The sequence below is a fragment of the Aurantimonas sp. DM33-3 genome (assembly GCF_014334315.1).
GTDB classification, from domain to species: domain Bacteria; phylum Pseudomonadota; class Alphaproteobacteria; order Rhizobiales; family Rhizobiaceae; genus Aurantimonas; species Aurantimonas coralicida.
Window position 1 is genome coordinate 437,358 of record NZ_JACSGS010000002.1, and the last position, 17,623, is coordinate 454,980.

The window sequence follows — 17,623 nt, forward strand, 5'->3', positions numbered from 1 at the left end:
CACCGTCGTCTGCCCGCGTTCCGGGCCGTCGGGCAAAGATAAAGCCGATTGCCCGTCAGGCAATGTCCGGATGCCGCCGACCTAGTGCGCCTCGTCCCAGTTCGCCGCCGCCTTGGCATCAACCTCGATCGGCACCGAAAGCTGGACGACCGGCATGGCCGCTTCCTCCATCACCTTGCGGACCACCGGAATGGTCGCTTCGACCTCCTCGTCCTCGACTTCGAAGATCAGTTCGTCATGGACCTGCAGCAGCATGCGCGCCGACAGGCCGGCGTCGGCCAGCGCGGGCTCCATGCGGATCATGGCGCGGCGGATGATGTCGGCAGCGGTACCCTGGATCGGCGCGTTGATCGCCGCCCGCTCGTTGAAGGCGCGGACCGAGGCATTGGGCGAGCGGATGTCCGGATAGTGCACCCGCCGGCCGAACAGGGTCTCCACATGGCCGTGTTCCTTGGCGAAGGCCTTAGTGGAATCCATGTAGTCGCGGATGCCGGGGAAGCGCTCGAAATAGCGCTTGATGTAGGTGCCGGCCTCGTCGCGCGGGATCGACAGCTGGTTGGCGAGGCCGAAGGCCGAGATGCCGTAGATGATGCCGAAATTGATCGCCTTGGCGCGGCGGCGGATCTCCGATGGCATGCCCTCCACCGGCACCCCGAACATTTCCGACGCGGTCATGGCGTGGATGTCGAGCCCTTCGCGGAAGGCCTCCTTCAGCTGCGGGATGTCGGCGATATGGGCGAGGATCCGCAATTCGATCTGGCTGTAGTCGGCCGAGACCAGGCTGTGGCCGGCCGGCGCGACGAAGGCGGTGCGGATCGCCCGCCCCTCTTCGGTGCGCACCGGGATGTTCTGCAGGTTCGGCTCGGAGGAGGAGAGCCGCCCCGTGGTGGTCGAGGCCATGGAATAGGAGGTATGGATGCGGCCCTGCGCGTCCATGTGACCCGGCAGCGTGTCGGTATAGGTGCCCTTCAGCTTGGTGAGCTGGCGCCAGTCGACGATGCGGCGCGGCAGCGGATGGCCCTCGGCGGCGAGGTCCTCGAGGACGCGCACGTCGGTGGACCACTGGCCGCTCTTGGTCTTCTTGCCGCCGGGCAGGCCGAGCTTGCCGAACAGCACCTCGCCGAGCTGCTTGGGCGAGCCGGGATTGAAGGTCTCCCCGGCGATCTCCGCGATCTCGGCTTCGAGGCCCGCCTGCTTCTGGGCGAAGCGGCCGGACAGGCGCGACAGGATCTGCCGGTCGACCTTGATGCCGCGCTCTTCCATGCGGGCGAGGACGGCGACCAGCGGCCGCTCCAAGCGCTCGTAAACGGTGGCGAGGCCTTCGGCGACCAGGCGCGGCTTGAGCACCTGCCACAGCCGCAGCATGACGTCGGCGTCCTCGGCGGCGTAGGCGGTGACCTTGTCGATGGCGCAGGCGGCGATCGGCCTGGCGCCCTTGCCGGAGCCGCAGAGCTCCTTGTAGCTCATCGGCTTGTGGCCGAGGAAGCGCTCCGACAATTCGTCCATGCCATGGCCGGCCAGCGAGGCCGAGGCGTCGAGGGCGTAGGAGATCAGCATGGTGTCGTCGAAGGGCGCCATGGTGATGCCGTGGCGGCGCATGACGAGATAGTCGTATTTGACGTTCTGGCCGATCTTCAGGACGGAATCGTCCTCCAGCACCGGCTTCAGGATGGCCAGCGCCTCGTCCATCGGCAGCTGCGGACCGATCTCGTCCTCCACCGCCTTGTCGGACAGGAGGTCGGCCTCGCCCGAGGGCGAGACATGGGCGAGCGGCACATAGGCGGCGCGGCCCGCACGGGTCGCAAACGACACGCCGACGAGGTCGCATTTCATCGCCGACAGCGAACTCGCCTCGGTATCGAAGGCGAGAAGGCCGGTCTCGCGCGCCTCGTCCATCCAGGCCGACAGCGTCGCCGCGTCGCGAATGGTGACATAGGCGCTGTGGTCGAAGACCGAGGCCGCGGCGGCGGCCCGGCGGCTCTCGACAAGGGCGGAGGGCGTCAGCGGCAGGGCGGCGTCGCCGGCACCGGGCGCCGCGACGGCCGATCCGGCCGGGTCGAGGTCGGGCCCGCGCGCCGGCGTGTCGACGGCGATCGCCGCGCTCTCGACCTCGGAGGCGTCGGTGCCGAGCTGGGTCGCGGCCCGCCGGGTCAGGGAGGTGAACTCCATCGCCTTCAGGAAGGAGATCAGCTTCTCGCCGTCCGGCTCGTGGATGAACAGGTCGTCCAGCGGCACGTCGAGCGGCGTGTTCTGGTCGAGGGTGACCAGCGTCTTCGACAGCCGCGCCTGGTCGGCGAAGGCGATCAGGTTCTCGCGGCGCTTGTTCTGCTTGATCTCGGCGGCGCGCTCCAGCAGCGTTTCGAGATCGCCATATTCCACGAGCAGCTGCGCGGCTGTCTTCGGCCCGATGCCCGGCACGCCCGGCACGTTGTCGGAGGTGTCGCCGACCAGCGCCTGCAGGTCGATCATCTTGTCCGGATGAACGCCGAACTTCTCCTTCACCTCGTCGGGGCCGAGACGCTTGTCCTTCATCTGGTCGTAGAGGATGACCCGCGGCCCGACGAGCTGCATCAGATCCTTGTCGGAGGAGACGATGGTCACGTCGCCGCCCGCCTCGACCGCATGGCGCGTATAGGTGGCGATCAGGTCGTCGGCCTCGAAACCCTGCTTCTCGATGCAGGGCAGGTCGAAGGCGCGCACCGCCTCGCGGATCAGCGCGAATTGCGGAACGAGGTCCTCGGGCGGCGCTTCGCGATTGGCCTTGTAGTCGGCGTAGAGCTCGTTGCGGAAGGTCGTCGAGGAATGATCGAAGATCACCGCGAAATGGGTCGGCGCGACGCCCACCGAGGTGTCGCGGGATTCCTCGACCAGCTTCCACAGCATGTTGCAGAAGCCCGAGACGGCGCCGACCGGCAGGCCGTCGGACTTTCGCGTCAGCGGCGGCAGCGCGTGGTAGGCCCGGAAGATATACGCCGATCCGTCGACGAGGAAGAGATGGTCGCCCTTGTTCATGGGCCGGTCGTAGCTTGGCGTCTCGCGCGAGTCCATCCGGTTTGCAGCCTCTCCGGAGCATGTGCCGACATGGCCTAAAGAAGGAGTTGGCGCCGCCGTTTCCGCGGCTTTCCCGGGCCGCGGCGCGCCCGGTCGGCGCACAAATTAGCCCGCCCCCCTTGCAATCACACGATTGTTGCTGTTTGCTACGGTTTGGCAATTGTGCGATCACGGCGATGTGATCGCCCTTCACGAGTCCATTGCTTGATTTCCCCCACCCCACGACGCATCTCTTGTTCAACGACGCCCCGAGCGTCGTGTTCGGCCACAAGCACGTCCCCCGCTTATGTGCCGGAATGGAGAGCGACACGGCCCCTTTCCCCCTCTCCGGGGCGCGCCGCTCGGACTAAGCGAGAGAGTCGTTGCGGTGTATCCCCCTCCAGGCCGCGGCGGCTCTCTTCTCGCGTCCCCTCCCCTCTTCCAGGCCATCATCGTCGCAGGCTGAATCTCGTCGGCCCCTGCCGCTTCGGCGCTGATCGCAAACGTTTGTCGCGGCTTGCCGGCTGCCATTTGTCGGCGGCGACCGCCTTTCGGGGTATTTGCATCGCGGCCCGAAACGTCTAGCAGGAACCCGGCACCGACAGTCTGGAGACCTCTATGAAGACCCGCGCCGCCGTCGCATTCGAAGCCAAGAAGCCGCTGGAGATCGTCGAACTCGACCTCGAAGGCCCCAAAGCCGGCGAGGTCCTCGTCGAGATCATGGCGACCGGCATCTGCCATACCGATGCCTACACGCTGGACGGCCTCGATTCGGAAGGCCTGTTCCCCTCGGTCCTCGGCCATGAAGGCGCGGGCATCGTCCGCGAGGTCGGCGCCGGCGTCACCTATGTAAAGCCCGGCGACCACGTGATTCCGCTCTACACGCCGGAATGCCGCCAGTGTAAGTCGTGCCTGTCGGGCAAGACCAATCTGTGCACCGCCATCCGCGCCACCCAGGGCAAGGGCGTCATGCCCGACGGGACCTCGCGCTTCTCCTACAAGGGCAAGCCGATCTACCATTACATGGGCTGCTCGACCTTCTCGAACTTCACCGTGCTGCCCGAGATCGCGGTCGCCAAGATCCGCGAAGACGCGCCCTTCAAGACCTCCTGCTATTGCGGTTGCGGCGTGACCACCGGCGTCGGCGCCGTGGTCAACACCGCCAAGGTCGAGCCGGGCGCCAATGTCGTGGTCTTCGGCCTCGGCGGCATCGGCCTCAACGTGATCCAGGGCGCCCGCCTCGTCGGTGCCGACAAGATCATCGGCGTCGATCTCAACAACGACAAGAAGGAATGGGGCGAGCGCTTCGGCATGACCCATTTCGTCAATCCGAAGGAGATCGAGGGCGACATCGTCGCGCATCTGGTCGAGCTGACCGGCGGCGGCGCCGACTACACCTTCGACTGCACCGGCAACACCATGGTCATGCGCCAGGCGCTGGAAGCCTGCCATCGCGGCTGGGGCGTCTCCGTGGTCATCGGCGTCGCCGAGGCCGGCAAGGAAATCTCCACCCGGCCGTTCCAGCTGGTCACCGGCCGCGTCTGGAAGGGCTCGGCCTTCGGTGGCGCGCGGGGGCGCACCGACACGCCGAAGATCGTCGACTGGTACATGGACGGCAAGATCCAGATCGATCCGATGATCACCCACACGCTGACGCTCGAAGAGATCAACAAGGGCTTCGACCTGATGCACGAGGGCAAGTCGATCCGTTCGGTGGTGGTGTTCTGATGGAGACCGTCTCCACCAACACCGCCCATAGCGGCGTGCAGGGGGTCTACCGCCACGCGTCGACGGAAACCGGCACCGAGATGACCTTCTCGGTGTTCGTGCCGCCGCACGCCGACGGCGCGAAGCTGCCAGTGGTCTGGTACCTGTCGGGCCTCACCTGCACCCACGCCAATGTCACCGAAAAGGGCGAGTACCGGCGCATCTGCGCCGAGCTCGGCCTGATCTTCGTGGCGCCGGACACCAGCCCGCGCGGCGAAGGCGTGCCGGACGACGCCGAGGGCGCCTACGATTTCGGCCTCGGCGCCGGCTTCTACGTCGACGCCACGCAGGCGCCCTTCGCCGAGAACTACCGCATGTGGTCCTATGTGACCGAGGAACTGCCGGCCCTCGTCGCGGCCGAATTCCCGGCCGACATGGCCCGGCAGTCGATCCTCGGCCATTCCATGGGCGGCCATGGCGCGCTGACCATCGGGCTCACCCATCCGGACCGCTACAAGGCCGTCTCGGCCTTCGCGCCGATCGTCGCGCCTAGCCAGGTGCCGTGGGGCCACAAGGCCCTGCCGCTGTATCTCGGCGACGACAAGGCCGCGTGGCGCAAGCACGACGCGGTGGCGCTGATCGAGGACGGCGCACGGGTGAAGGACCTTCTGGTCGACCAGGGCGAGGCCGACAATTTCCTCGCCGAGCAGCTGAAGCCGGAACTCCTGGAAAAGGCCTGCGCCGACGTCGGGATCGCCCTGACGCTGCGGCGCCAGCCGGGCTACGACCACAGCTACTACTTCATCTCCTCCTTCATGGAAGACCATCTGCGCTGGCACGCCGAACGGCTCGGCTAAACGCGCGACATCCTGCCGGGCGGCGCCGCGACGCGCCGCCCGGCATCGGCCTTGATCCCCACCCGATGTCTCCCGTAACGAAGGACATCGCGTGCCTGCGCCCCATCTTCACGGGCACGACCCGGCCCCGCCCGCCGCGCGGCCGCTCCCTTGCAGAAACGGATCTCCCATGGCCAATCTCGACAGCGTCCTTGCCTGCCTCGACCTCAATCTCGAGCGTTCGCTCGGCCGGCTCACCGATCTTCTGAAAATCCCGTCGATCTCCACCGATCCGGCCTATGCCGCCGATTGCCGCCGCGCGGCGGAATATCTCGTCGGCGATCTCGACGCGATCGGCTTCGACGCCTCGCTGCGCGAGACGCCGGGCCACCCAATGGTCGTCGCCCATCACGACGGCCCTGAGGGCGCGCCGCACGTCCTGTTCTACGGCCATTACGACGTCCAGCCGGTCGACCCGCTGGAGCTGTGGGAGACCGCGCCCTTCGAGCCCGTCCTCAAGGACGGCCCGGACGGCACCAAGCGGATCGTGGCGCGCGGTTCGGCCGACGACAAGGGCCAGCTGATGACCTTCATCGAGGCCTGCCGCGCCTACAAGGCCGAGACCGGCGGCCTGCCCTGCAAGGTCACCATCTTCCTCGAGGGCGAGGAGGAATCCGGTTCGCCCTCGCTGACCCCGTTCCTCGACGCCAATCGCGACGAACTCTCGGCCGACGTGGCGCTGGTCTGCGACACCAATATGTGGGACCGCCAGACCCCGGCGATCTCGACCGGCCTGCGCGGCCTCGTCGGCGAGGAAATCGTCCTGACGGCGGCGAACCAGGACCTGCATTCGGGCTATTTCGGCGGCGCCGCGCAGAACCCGATCCGCGTCCTCGCCCGCATCCTTGCCGACATCCACGACGCCGACGGCCGCGTCACCGTCCCCGGCTTCTACGACGGCGTCCAGGACATTCCGGACGAGGTGCGCGCCATCTGGGACGGGCTCGACTTCTCGGCCGAGGAATTCCTCGGCTCGGTCGGCCTGTCGGTGCCGGCCGGCGAGACCGGTCGCTCGGTGCTGGAGCAGGTCTGGGCGCGCCCGACGGCGGAGTTCAACGGCATTTCCGGCGGCTATACCGGCAAGGGCTTCAAGACCGTCATCGCCTCGCAGGCGATGGTGAAGGTCTCGTTCCGGCTGGTCGCCGGCCAGGACCCGGACAAGATCCGCGCCGCCTTCCGCGCCTTCGTCGAAGCCCGCCTGCCGGCCGACTGCTCGGTCGAATACCATCCCCATGGCGGCTCGCCGGCGATCCAGCTCCCCTTCGATTCGCCCTGGCTCGGCAAGGCCCGCGCCGCGCTCTCGGACGAATGGCCGAAGCCTGCCGTGATGATCGGCATGGGCGGCTCGATCCCCGTGGTGGGCGAGTTCAAGGCGCGGCTCGGCATGGAATCGCTGCTGATCGGCTTCGGCCTCGGCGACGACCGCATCCATTCGCCGAACGAGAAGTACGAGATGAGCTCCTTCCACAAGGGCCAGCGCTCCTGGGCCCGCGTGCTGGCGGCGCTGGGCGCCGGCGACTGAGGTCACCCGGGTTCTCCGACCGCTCTAACGAAAGGGCGCGGCGCCAACCGGCTGCCGCGCCCTTTTTCGTGTCGGATCGGGGTTTTGTCGGACGCGCAAACGCGCCCTGCCGGCCTGCGCCATCCGGTCACTGTGCCTGCGGCGCAACGGCGCCCCGGCAAAGCGTCGGCGGGGCTCTTCCGGCAATTGATGGATCGCGAAATTCCCGTATGAACGAAGGCAACAACACGCCACGCGGTCCGATGGATCGAAGAATGGCGTGACAGGCTGGAGTATCAGACATGCGCATTCGTACCGCCGCCTCGGCCCTCGCCCTGCTGCTCGCGACCTCGCTGAGCGCGGCTGCCGCCGATGCCGTCTACGCCCCCTACGACCCGGCACCGGCGCCGCTGGCACCCGCCGCCAACGACTATGGCGATACCGACTTCGTCTTCGAGCTCGGCATCTCCGGCATCGTGTCGCCGGAATATCTCGGCTCGGACGAGTACCAGATCAATCCGTCGCCGATCATCAGCGTCGAATATCTGAACCTGCCGGGCATCGGCGCCTTCGGCGGCAAGGACGGCCTCGGCCTGTCGATCGGACCCTCCTTCGACTATATCGGCGACCGCGACGCGAGCGACTATTCGGAGCTGACCGGCCTCGACGATCTCGACGCAACCTACGAGCTCGGCCTGAAGGCCAGCTACGAGTGGCAGAGCGCCGAAGTCTACGGCGCCGTGCGCTATGCCTTCGGCGGTGCCGACGGCTTCGTCGGCGACATCGGCGCGAACCTGATCGCCCGGCCGACCGAGCGCCTGGTGCTGAAGGCCGGCCCGACCGCCAGCTTCGCCTCCAGCGACTACATGGATTCCTATTTCGGCGTCAGCGCCCGCGAATCGGCCGCCTCCGGCTTCCGCCTCGGCGCCTACGATCCCGATGGCGGCTTCAAGAGCGTCGGCGTCGCCGCTTCGGCGCGCTACGAGATCTTCACCGACTGGTTCATCAATGCCGACGCCAAATACGACCGGCTGGTCGGCGACGCCAAGGATTCGCCGATCGTGCAGGCCGGCGACGAGAACCAGTATTTCTTCGGTCTCGGCGTCTCCAAGCGCTTCTCGCTCGACCTCTGGTAGGACGGCAGGCTTTCAACGCCTTTCTCTTCAAGGGCCCGGTCGCCAGCGACCGGGCCCTTTTCGTATTGGGCTCCGCGTACCGGTAGCCCGTCAGGCGATGGTGTCGACCACGCCGCCATCGACGCGCAGCGCCGCGCCGGTGGTGGCCGACGCCTCCTTCGAGCAGGCATAGACGATCATGTTGGCGACCTCCTCGACGGTCGCGGGCCGGCCGATGATCGAACTCGGACGCGCCGCCTTGACGAAGGCGACGCCCGCCTCCTCGATCGAGATGCCCTGTTCCGACGCCATCTCCGCCAGCATTCCCTCGACGCCCTCCGACATGGTCGGTCCCGGCAGCACCGAATTGACGGTGACGCCGGAGCCACCGGCCAGCTTGGCAAGCCCGCGCGAAATCGACAGCAGCGCCGTCTTGGTGAAGCCGTAATGGATCATGTCGGCGGGAATGTTCAGCGCCGATTCCGACGACAGGAACACGATGCGCCCCCAGCCGCGCTCCATCATGGCCGGCATCCACGCCCGCGACAGGCGCACGCCGGACATGACGTTGAGCTGGAAGAAGTCCTCCCAGACATCGTCCCCGATCTCGAAGAAGGGTTTCGGCCCGAAGATCCCGACATTGTTGACGACGATGTCGGGGTCGGGCACGGCGCGGACCAGCGCCTTGCAGCCGTCGGCGGTCATCAGGTCGGCGGCGGCACCCGAGACGTCGGCGCGCGGCACGGCGTCGACCACCTTGCGCACGGCGGTCTCCACCCGGTCCTCGCCGCGCCCGTTCACCACCACGCTGGCGCCGGCGCGGGCCAGGCCGATGGCGGCGGCCAGACCGATCCCGCCGGTCGAACCGGTGACGACGGCGCGCTTGCCGGACAGGTCGATGTTCATGGCGTCTTCCTTCTCGCAAATCTCCGGGTCGGGGCGCCAGGCGTCCCCGTTTCGGCGGGACATGGCGCAGCGCTTCGGGCGCATCAATGGCGTCTCGTGGCAGCGCGAGGCGGCTGGCAGGCTGGCATTCGCGGCGTTCCGGCCGCTGCCGCATTGCTTAATGCCCCGTTAATTCGCCGCATTTAAGCTGCATCGCGGATCTGCGGAGACGTTTGCGACGGGGCTTGGGGGCCCGGTCGGTTGGCGCATGGACCGGTCCGACGCAGCTCGGCGATCCGGCCGGGCGACGTCTCCTGCGCGACACTTGGGGTTGGAGGCCGATCCGCGCGCGACGCGCAGCGGCCTTCGCGTAACGAACAGGACCGGCCCTGCCGGTTCGTGAGGGAAAGACGTCCGAATGGCGGCACGACGGCACGAGCGCATCGAACCCAGCTTCGGCGGTTCCGAACTCGGCGACGACGACTTCCGCATCAGCGCCGACGATCGCGCCGTTCCGAACGCTTCCAGCGGTCCGCGCCGCAAGACCGCGAAGAAACCCGTCAACGACCGCAAGACGGCCAAGCCCGCCGCCCCCAGCCGGCGCGGCCGCGGCAAGACGCAGGGCGGCGGCGGCTCGGGCCGCGGCGGCGGACGCCGCCGGCGCAGCTTCCTCGGCCACGTCTTCCGGCTGTTCCTGATGCTCGGCGTCGTCGGCGGGCTGACGGTGGCGGCCGTCGTCGGCTACATGGCCGTCAAGCTGCCGCAGGAAGCCTGGGCGATCCCGGACCGGCCGCCCAACGTCAAGATCGTCTCGGTGGCCGGCGAGCTGATGGCCAATCGCGGCCTGACCGGCGGCAAGGAAGTCTCGCTGGACGAGATGAGCCCCTATATCCCGCAGGCGGTGATCGCCATCGAGGACCGGCGCTTCTACGACCATTGGGGCGTCGATCCGATCGGCATCACCCGCGCCTTCATGCAGAACATGGCGGCCGGCGAGACCGTGCAGGGCGGCTCGACCCTGACCCAGCAGCTCGCCAAGAACGTCTTCCTCAATCCCGACCAGACCATCCGCCGCAAGATCCAGGAAGCGATCCTGGCTTTGTGGCTGGAGCAGAAATTCACCAAGGACCAGATCCTCGAGATGTATCTCAACCGGGTCTATTTCGGCTCCGGTTCGACCGGCGTCGAGGCAGCGTCCCGGCGCTATTTCGACAAGCCGGCCGAAGAGGTGAATCTCGGCGAGGCAGCGCTGCTGGCGGGCCTCCTGAAGGCGCCCTCGCGGCTGTCGCCGGCCAACGATCCGGCCGCCGCCAAGGCGCGGGCCGAGGTGGTGCTGGCGGCGATGCGCGACGAGGGCTTCATCAGCCAGACCGAATATGCCGACGCCAAGGCCCAGAAGCCGACCAATGCCAAGAGCTACTGGACGGGCGGCGAGCATTACGCCGCCGATCTGGTGATGCGCGACATCAAGCAGCTGGTCGGCGACATCGACCAGGACGTCATCGTCGAGACCACCATCGACCTCGCCCTCGAGAAGAAGGCCGAGGAGGTCGTACGCAAGACCGTCGACGGTGCCTCGCAGAATGTCAGCCAGGGCGCCCTCGTGGCGGTGGACGGCACCGGCGCGATCCGTGCGCTGGTCGGCGGCCGCGACTATGCCCAGAGCCAGTTCAACCGCGCGGTCGACGCCAAGCGCCAGCCGGGCTCGACCTTCAAGCCCTTCGTCTATGCAACTGCTCTCGAAAAGGGCTGGCGGCCGGAATCGATCATCGACGACGCCCCGGTGCGGATCGGAAACTGGTCGCCGCAGAACTACGACAACAAGTTCCGCGGTCCGGTCACCGTCGCCGACGCCCTGCGCCAGTCGCTCAACACGGTTGCGGCGCGGCTGGTGGAGAGCGCTGGCGCCGACGCGGTGATCGAGACGGCGCATCGCATGGGCATCAAGTCCGACCTCGTCGACAACGCCTCCATCGCGCTCGGCACGTCGGAAGTCTCGCTGGTCGAACTGACCGGTGCCTTCACGGCACTGGCCAATGGCGGTTACCGCGCGACGCCGCATCTGGTGAACCGCGTCGTCACCGAACAGGGCAAGGTGGTCTGGGAGCGCGGCGCCGAGGTGCCCCCGGTCGTCGTCTCACCGGAGATCGTGGGCATGATGAATGCCATGCTGACGCGCGTTGTCTCGGCCGGCACCGGGCGCCGGGCGGCGATCGACGGCTGGCAGGCCGCCGGCAAGACCGGCACGACCCAGGACTTCAAGGACGCCTGGTTCGTCGGCTACACGGCCAATCTCACCACCGGCGTGTGGCTGGGCAACGACAACGGCGCCAAGATGCGCAAGGTCACCGGCGGTTCGCTGCCGGCCGAGGCCTGGCACGATTTCATGACGGCCGCGCATGAGGGGCTCGACCCGATCCCGCTGCCCGGCGACTACCGGATCGGCGAAGCGCAGGCGCCGCTGACGGCCGATAGCGGCTATTCGGATGGCGGGTTCTACGAGGGGGAATCGGCCGATCCCTATTACCGTCAGAACGGCGAGGCGCCGATCCCGCCGCAGGGTCTGCCGGCCCAAGGGGGCGGCCGCGTCTATGACAGCGCACCGCCGCCGGGGGTGACCGTCGAGGGCCCTGCCCGGGGCCGCTCCAGCGACCGCTCGCTGTTCAGAAGCATCTTCGGGGGCTGACCGGCCCTTGTATTGGCCGGCGGCATGTCCGCCGGCTGTCTTTCTCGGTTCTGCCCGTTCCCGGACCCTCCGCGACCCTTGGGGCGCGTGAGGCGAACGCGTCGCGTTGAGTCCTTACAGGACGCCGAGCAGCGACAGGACGATGGCGACGACGACGACCAGGCCGACGAGATAGATGATGCTGTTCATGGCTTGTCTCCTTCAGACCGGCAGGAGGCGGACCATCCGCGCGCCGGCGTATTCGGTGGGGTAAGTCCCGACCGTCCGTTGCGGTTCCAACCATTTTCGGATTCAGCCGCCCGCAAGGCCCGCAGGATGCGAACTCACGAAAGCGCGACCATCCGTCTTGCACCCCCAAATGCCACTTCATATATACCCGCCAGCCCCGCCGAAGCCGGCGACGCAGTCGTTTCGGCCCTGCGGTTCATCCCAGAATTTCCAGGGGCTGCCCAATCCGGAATGCCTCTTCGAGGGTCCCGGGCGGCTCGCTAAACAAGGAGACTATGCATGGCGAAGGTAATCGGAATCGACCTTGGCACGACCAATTCCTGCATCGCGGTCATGGACGGCAAGAATGCCAAGGTGATCGAGAATGCCGAGGGCGCGCGCACCACGCCCTCCATGGTGGCCTTCACCGACGACGGCGAGCGCCTCGTCGGCCAGCCGGCCAAGCGCCAGGCGGTGACCAATCCCGAAGACACGCTGTTTGCGATCAAGCGCCTGATCGGCCGGACCTTCCAGGATCCGACGACGCAAAAAGACAAGGGCATGGTCCCCTACAAGATCGTCAATGCCGACAATGGCGATGCCTGGGTCGAGGCGGCCGGCGAGAAATATTCGCCCTCGCAGATCTCGGCGATGATCCTGCAGAAAATGAAGGAAACCGCCGAGGCCTATCTCGGCGAGAAGGTCGAGAAGGCGGTCATCACCGTTCCGGCCTACTTCAACGACGCCCAGCGTCAGGCGACCAAGGACGCCGGCAAGATCGCCGGTCTCGACGTCCTGCGCATCATCAACGAGCCGACCGCGGCGGCGTTGGCCTACGGCCTCGACAAGAACGACGGCAAGACCATCGCGGTCTACGATCTGGGCGGCGGCACCTTCGACGTGTCGGTCCTGGAGATCGGTGACGGCGTCTTCGAGGTGAAGTCCACCAATGGCGACACCTTCCTCGGCGGCGAAGACTTCGACATGCGTCTGGTCGATTACTTCGCCTCGGAGTTCAAGAAGGACCAGGGCATCGACCTGAAGAACGACAAGCTCGCCCTGCAGCGCCTCAAGGAGGCCGCCGAAAAGGCCAAGATCGAGCTGTCCTCGGCCTCGCAGACCGAGATCAACCTGCCGTTCATCACCGCCGATGCGTCGGGTCCCAAGCACCTTACCATGAAGCTGACCCGCTCCAAGTTCGAGAGCCTGGTGGACGACCTCGTCCAGCGCACGATGGACCCGTGCAAGGCGGCCCTCAAGGATGCCGGCGTCACCGCGTCGGACATCGACGAGGTCGTTCTGGTCGGCGGCATGACCCGCATGCCGAAGGTCCAGGAAGCGGTGAAGAACCTGTTCGGCAAGGAGCCGCACAAGGGCGTCAACCCGGATGAGGTCGTCGCGATGGGCGCCGCCATCCAGGCCGGCGTGCTGCAGGGCGACGTCAAGGACGTGCTGCTGCTCGACGTGACGCCGCTGTCGCTCGGCATCGAGACGCTGGGTGGCGTGTTCACCCGCCTGATCGATCGCAACACGACGATCCCGACCAAGAAGAGCCAGGTGTTCTCCACCGCCGAGGACTCGCAGAACGCCGTGACCATCCAGGTCTTCCAGGGCGAACGCGAGATGGCCCAGGACAACAAGTCGCTCGGCCGGTTCAACCTCGAGGGCATCCCGCCGGCACCGCGCGGCGTGCCGCAGATCGAGGTCACCTTCGACATCGACGCCAACGGCATCGTCAACGTGTCGGCCAAGGACAAGGGCACCAACAAGGAGCAGCGGATCACCATCCAGGCTTCCGGTGGCCTGTCCGACGCCGATATCGAGCAGATGGTCAAGGACGCCGAGGCCAATGCCGACGCCGACAAGAAGCGTCGCGCGGCCGTCGAGGCGAAGAACCAGGCCGAGAGCCTGCTGCACTCGGCCGAGAAGTCGCTCGAGGATTACGGCGACAAGGTCTCCGAGGAAGATCGTGCTGCGATCAGCGCGGCGATCGAGGACCTGAAGGCCGAAGTCGAGAAGCCGGAAGCCGACGCCGAGGCCATCAAGGCCAAGAGCGACCGGCTCGCCGAAGCGTCGATGAAGCTCGGCCAGGCCATGTACGAGGCCGCCCAGGCCGAACAGCCCGAGGGCGAGGACGGCGCCGATGCGTCGGAAGCGGCCAAGGACGACGTCGTCGATGCGGACTTCGAGGAAGTCAACGACGACGCGGACCAGAAGAAGTCGGCCTGATCCAACAGGCAGCGGGCGGGCCGGATCGGCCTGCCCGCAGATCGCCAAGACCTGCAAAGCCCCGGCCCAAGCGCCGGGGCTTTGTCGTTTCGGGGCACACCACACCGAACAAGCACGGCGTTTACCGTTAATTCATCCTTGGCTTGCAGGCTGCGGTGTCTCGCGCGCCTATGGGCACGGCGGACAGGGCGCGCGGCGCAAGGCCCGCCCGTTCCGATCGGGTCGCGACAGGAGCAGCCATGCACTTCCGTGTCTTCGATTGCTGGCGTCTGACCGCCGCAATGTTGATCATGGCCTATCACTTCCTGTTCTTCGCGCCCTATGGCGTCGAGGCCGGTACGCAATTCCTGCACCGGCTGCTGCCGCTGCTCGACATGTTCTTCATGATCTCCGGCTTCCTGATCGCCAGCCGCTACGCGACCCGCATCGCCTCGGTCGCCGACTACGCCAATTTCATGCGCCGGCGCATCGCGCGGCTCTATCCGCTGCATTTCCTGACCACGATGTTCTTCGCCGCCATCGCGCTGGTGGCGCTGGTCGTCGGCTCGGCTCACCATCCCTGGGCGCGCGACCTCGCGGCGCTGCCGCTGCACCTTCTCGCCCTCCACGGCCTCGGCACGACGGACGAGCTGGCGCTCAACTATCCGTCCTGGTCGGTGAGTGCGGAATTCTTCGCCTATGCGCTCTTCCCGGTCATCCTCCTGGCGTTCCGCTGGAAGGGGCTCGCCGGATTGTTCGCGCTGTTGGCCGTCTGGGTCGGCGGGCTGGAATACGCCTCCTCGCGCGGCGTGTTTCCCTCCGGCCACTGGACCGGCGCCGACACGATGGGCGCCTACCGCGCCTTTGCCGACTTCATCGCCGGCTCGGCGATCGCCGTCGTCGTCGGGCGGCGGATGATCTCCATCACCGCCCACTGGCCCGGCATCGTCCTCAGCGTCGCCGCCGTCGCGGCGATGATCCTGCAGGCGCCGCCCTACCCGACCCTCCTTCTCCTGGCGCTGGCGCTGACCGCCACGGCGCTGGCCGAGACCGCCCGGCCGGACTCCACCGCCATGCTGGCGCCGCTGATGCCGGTGACGCGGGTCTCCTTCGGCATCTATCTCCTGCATCCCGTCATGGAGTTCGTCTTCCTGACGGTGATCTGGCAGCGTGTGCTGGAGCCGCTCGGGATCATCGATTTCTACGTCTACTGGACCCTGCCGATGGTCGCGACGGTCGCCGTGGCGATGCTCTCCGACCGCTTCGTCGAGCGCCGGTTCGGCGGCTGGATCGCCGGTCCGCGCCGGCCCGAGGGCAAGCCCGCGCGCATGGCCTCGGCCTGAGCCGCAAAGGAAGCCGCGGTTCCTTTCGGGACGCCGCTATGGTATCGCGCCCCAGCCGTTCCTACATCGAAGGCATGTTGTCGCGGGCGCGGCGGGCGAGAGCCCCTGCTGCCGCGCAAATCGTCTGTCCAGAACCCATGGAAGTCCTGAATGAAGGCCGATTACTACGAGATGCTCGGCGTGCCCCGCGATGTCGACGAAAAGGGGCTGAAGTCCGCGTTTCGCAAGCTCGCGATGCAATACCACCCCGACCGCAATCCCGGAAACGCGGACGCCGAGGTGAAGTTCAAGGAACTCGGTGAAGCCTACGAGGTCCTGAAGGACGGGCAGAAGAGGGCCGCCTACGACCGCTTCGGCCATGCCGCCTTCCAGAATGGCGGCGGCGGCAATGCCGGCTTCCGCGGCGATTTCTCATCCTCCATGGCCGACATCTTCGACGATATCTTCGGCGAGATGATGGGCGGGCGCGCCCGCGCCGGACGCCAGCCCGGCAACGGCCGCGAGCGCGGTTCGGACCTGCGCTACAACATGGAGATCAGCCTCGAAGAGGCCTATGACGGCAAGACTGCCGAGATCGGCGTGCCGACGACGATCCAGTGCGACGAATGCACCGGCAGCGGCGCCAAGCCCGGCACCAGCCCGAAGACCTGCCCCACCTGCGCCGGCGTCGGCCGCGTCCGGGCCGCCCAGGGCTTCTTCTCCATCGAGCGCACCTGCCCGAACTGCCAGGGTCGCGGCCAGGTCATCGCCGATCCCTGCGGCAAGTGCGGCGGCGACGGCCGGCTGCCGGAAGAGCGCAACCTGTCGGTCAACATCCCCGCCGGCATCGAGGACGGCACCCGCATCCGTCTTGCCGGCGAGGGCGAGGCGGGCCTGCGCGGCGGGCCGCCGGGCGATCTCTACATCTTCCTGTCGGTGAAGCCGCACGAATTCATGCAGCGCGACGGCGCCGATCTGTTCTGCCAGGTGCCGCTGTCCATGGTGACCGCCGCGCTGGGGGGTCATTTCGACGTCTCGACGCTGGACGGCAACACCACCCGCGTGAAGGTGCCCGAGGGCACCCAGACCGGCAAGCAGTTCCGGGTGAAGGGCAAGGGCATGCCGGTGCTGCGCTCGCCGCAGGTCGGCGACCTGTTCATCCAGGTCTCCGTCGAGACGCCGCAGAACCTGTCGCGTCGTCAGCGCGAACTCCTGGAGGAATTCGAGGAGATTTCCTCTTCCGACAATTCTCCCCAGTCCACAGGCTTCTTCTCGCGGATGAAGGAGTTCTTCGAGGGGTTGAGTGAAAATTGATCCGCGACATGTTTAGTGAGACGCAGAGCGCATCGACGGCTGCGTCGTAAAGCCGTTACACAGGCACGGCATCACGTGTTGCCGGACCTCGGCCGTCGGGCCGGACTGGAGGACACGAGTGTTGGGAACCCCGGAGCCGCGTCAGACCAACCCGTTGCGCAAGCGCAAGAAGGTCAGCGACGAGGCGCGCTTCTTCCGGGGATGGCTGCAGCGGCCGCTGGTGATGGGGGCGGTGTCGCCCTCCTCGCGCACGCTCGGCCGGGCGATGGCCGCCTATGTGCCCGATCCCGCCGGTTTCGACGCCGATTCCCGCGTTCTGGAGCTGGGCCCGGGCACCGGCGTCGTCACCCAGTGCCTCGTCGACCGGGGTGTGCCGGAAGCCGCCCTCGTCCTCGTCGAATATTCTCCCGAATTCTGCATCCTGCTGCGAGCCCGCTTTCCCGCCGCGCTGGTCATCCAGGGCGATGCCTACGCGCCCAGCGCCGCGGTGACCCGCGCAATGGAGGGAAAGCGCCTGGAAGCCGTCGTTTCCAGCCTGCCGCTGTTCACCAAGCCGGACGCCAAGCGCGAGGCCGTCATCGGCGGTTCGCTGGCGCGCATGGCCCGCGGCGCCCCCTTCATCCAGTTTTCCTACGCGCTGACCATGCCGGTGAAACCCGAGCGGATCGGCGCCGAACTGATCACCAGCCCGTGGATCAAGCGCAACCTGCCGCCCGCCCGCGTGTTGGTGTATCGATCCGCCTGACGGCGGC

11 protein-coding genes are annotated in these 17,623 nt (G+C 67.3%); 9 read left to right on the forward strand and 2 right to left on the reverse strand.

Features of this window, described 5'->3' with window-relative positions:
• Positions 1 to 81: 81 nt before the first annotated feature.
• Entirely contained in the window at positions 82 to 3,012 is a 2,931-nt protein-coding gene (gene polA, locus H9Q09_RS04810; RefSeq protein ID WP_187390090.1) for a DNA polymerase I, read from the reverse strand.
• Positions 3,013 to 3,648: 636 nt separating this feature from the next.
• Here polA and H9Q09_RS04815 point away from each other — a divergent pair.
• The 4 genes from H9Q09_RS04815 to H9Q09_RS04830 all read left to right on the forward strand — a co-directional run bounded on the left by H9Q09_RS04815 (position 3,649) and on the right by H9Q09_RS04830 (position 8,270).
• Positions 3,649 to 4,758, forward strand: coding sequence for an S-(hydroxymethyl)glutathione dehydrogenase/class III alcohol dehydrogenase (locus tag H9Q09_RS04815; protein WP_009211254.1), 1,110 nt, complete (start codon positions 3,649 to 3,651; stop codon positions 4,756 to 4,758).
• On the forward strand, positions 4,758 to 5,594 hold the full coding sequence (gene fghA, locus H9Q09_RS04820) for an S-formylglutathione hydrolase (protein WP_187390091.1): 837 nt from the start codon (positions 4,758 to 4,760) through the stop codon (positions 5,592 to 5,594). Before H9Q09_RS04815 ends, fghA begins: the two co-directional genes overlap by 1 nt.
• Before the next feature lie 169 nt (positions 5,595 to 5,763).
• A complete protein-coding gene (locus tag H9Q09_RS04825; RefSeq protein ID WP_187390092.1) occupies positions 5,764 to 7,155 on the forward strand; it encodes a M20/M25/M40 family metallo-hydrolase in 1,392 nt (463 codons plus the stop codon).
• Positions 7,156 to 7,436: 281 nt separating this feature from the next.
• Entirely contained in the window at positions 7,437 to 8,270 is an 834-nt protein-coding gene (locus H9Q09_RS04830; RefSeq protein WP_187390093.1) for a MipA/OmpV family protein, read from the forward strand.
• A 90-nt stretch (positions 8,271 to 8,360) separates the two neighbouring features.
• Here the strand turns inward: H9Q09_RS04830 and H9Q09_RS04835 are convergent, their stop codons facing one another.
• Positions 8,361 to 9,155: an SDR family oxidoreductase gene (locus tag H9Q09_RS04835; RefSeq protein WP_187390094.1), complete on the reverse strand. Its 795-nt coding sequence runs from the start codon at positions 9,153 to 9,155 to the stop codon at positions 8,361 to 8,363.
• Positions 9,156 to 9,552: 397 nt separating this feature from the next.
• Between H9Q09_RS04835 and H9Q09_RS04840 the strand changes: the two genes are divergently transcribed.
• The 5 genes from H9Q09_RS04840 to H9Q09_RS04860 all read left to right on the forward strand — a co-directional run bounded on the left by H9Q09_RS04840 (position 9,553) and on the right by H9Q09_RS04860 (position 17,616).
• Positions 9,553 to 11,820, forward strand: a complete 2,268-nt coding sequence (locus H9Q09_RS04840; RefSeq protein WP_187390095.1) for a transglycosylase domain-containing protein — start codon at positions 9,553 to 9,555, stop codon at positions 11,818 to 11,820.
• Positions 11,821 to 12,327: 507 nt separating this feature from the next.
• Entirely contained in the window at positions 12,328 to 14,256 is a 1,929-nt protein-coding gene (gene dnaK, locus H9Q09_RS04845; protein WP_024350766.1) for a molecular chaperone DnaK, read from the forward strand.
• Positions 14,257 to 14,495: 239 nt separating this feature from the next.
• Positions 14,496 to 15,578 carry an acyltransferase gene (locus H9Q09_RS04850; RefSeq protein ID WP_187390096.1) on the forward strand — a complete coding sequence of 361 codons (1,083 nt, stop codon included), beginning with the start codon at positions 14,496 to 14,498 and terminating at the stop codon, positions 15,576 to 15,578.
• Between the two features lie 150 nt (positions 15,579 to 15,728).
• A complete protein-coding gene (gene dnaJ / locus H9Q09_RS04855; RefSeq protein WP_024350768.1) occupies positions 15,729 to 16,871 on the forward strand; it encodes a molecular chaperone DnaJ in 1,143 nt (380 codons plus the stop codon).
• 118 nt (positions 16,872 to 16,989) lie between these two features.
• Positions 16,990 to 17,616, forward strand: coding sequence for a phospholipid methyltransferase (locus H9Q09_RS04860; RefSeq protein ID WP_187390097.1), 627 nt, complete (start codon positions 16,990 to 16,992; stop codon positions 17,614 to 17,616).
• Positions 17,617 to 17,623 lie beyond the last annotated feature (7 nt).

What these genes read in the sequence shown, in the direction of transcription:
- polA (WP_187390090.1), bottom strand. Translation starts at nt 3,012, where the DNA reads ATGAACAAGGGCGACCATCTCTTCCTCGTCGACGGATCGGCGTATATC.
- H9Q09_RS04815 (WP_009211254.1), top strand. Translation starts at nt 3,649, where the DNA reads ATGAAGACCCGCGCCGCCGTCGCATTCGAAGCCAAGAAGCCGCTGGAG.
- fghA (WP_187390091.1), top strand. Translation starts at nt 4,758, where the DNA reads ATGGAGACCGTCTCCACCAACACCGCCCATAGCGGCGTGCAGGGGGTC.
- H9Q09_RS04825 (WP_187390092.1), top strand. Translation starts at nt 5,764, where the DNA reads ATGGCCAATCTCGACAGCGTCCTTGCCTGCCTCGACCTCAATCTCGAG.
- H9Q09_RS04830 (WP_187390093.1), top strand. Translation starts at nt 7,437, where the DNA reads ATGCGCATTCGTACCGCCGCCTCGGCCCTCGCCCTGCTGCTCGCGACC.
- H9Q09_RS04835 (WP_187390094.1), bottom strand. Translation starts at nt 9,155, where the DNA reads ATGAACATCGACCTGTCCGGCAAGCGCGCCGTCGTCACCGGTTCGACC.
- H9Q09_RS04840 (WP_187390095.1), top strand. Translation starts at nt 9,553, where the DNA reads ATGGCGGCACGACGGCACGAGCGCATCGAACCCAGCTTCGGCGGTTCC.
- dnaK (WP_024350766.1), top strand. Translation starts at nt 12,328, where the DNA reads ATGGCGAAGGTAATCGGAATCGACCTTGGCACGACCAATTCCTGCATC.
- H9Q09_RS04850 (WP_187390096.1), top strand. Translation starts at nt 14,496, where the DNA reads ATGCACTTCCGTGTCTTCGATTGCTGGCGTCTGACCGCCGCAATGTTG.
- dnaJ (WP_024350768.1), top strand. Translation starts at nt 15,729, where the DNA reads ATGAAGGCCGATTACTACGAGATGCTCGGCGTGCCCCGCGATGTCGAC.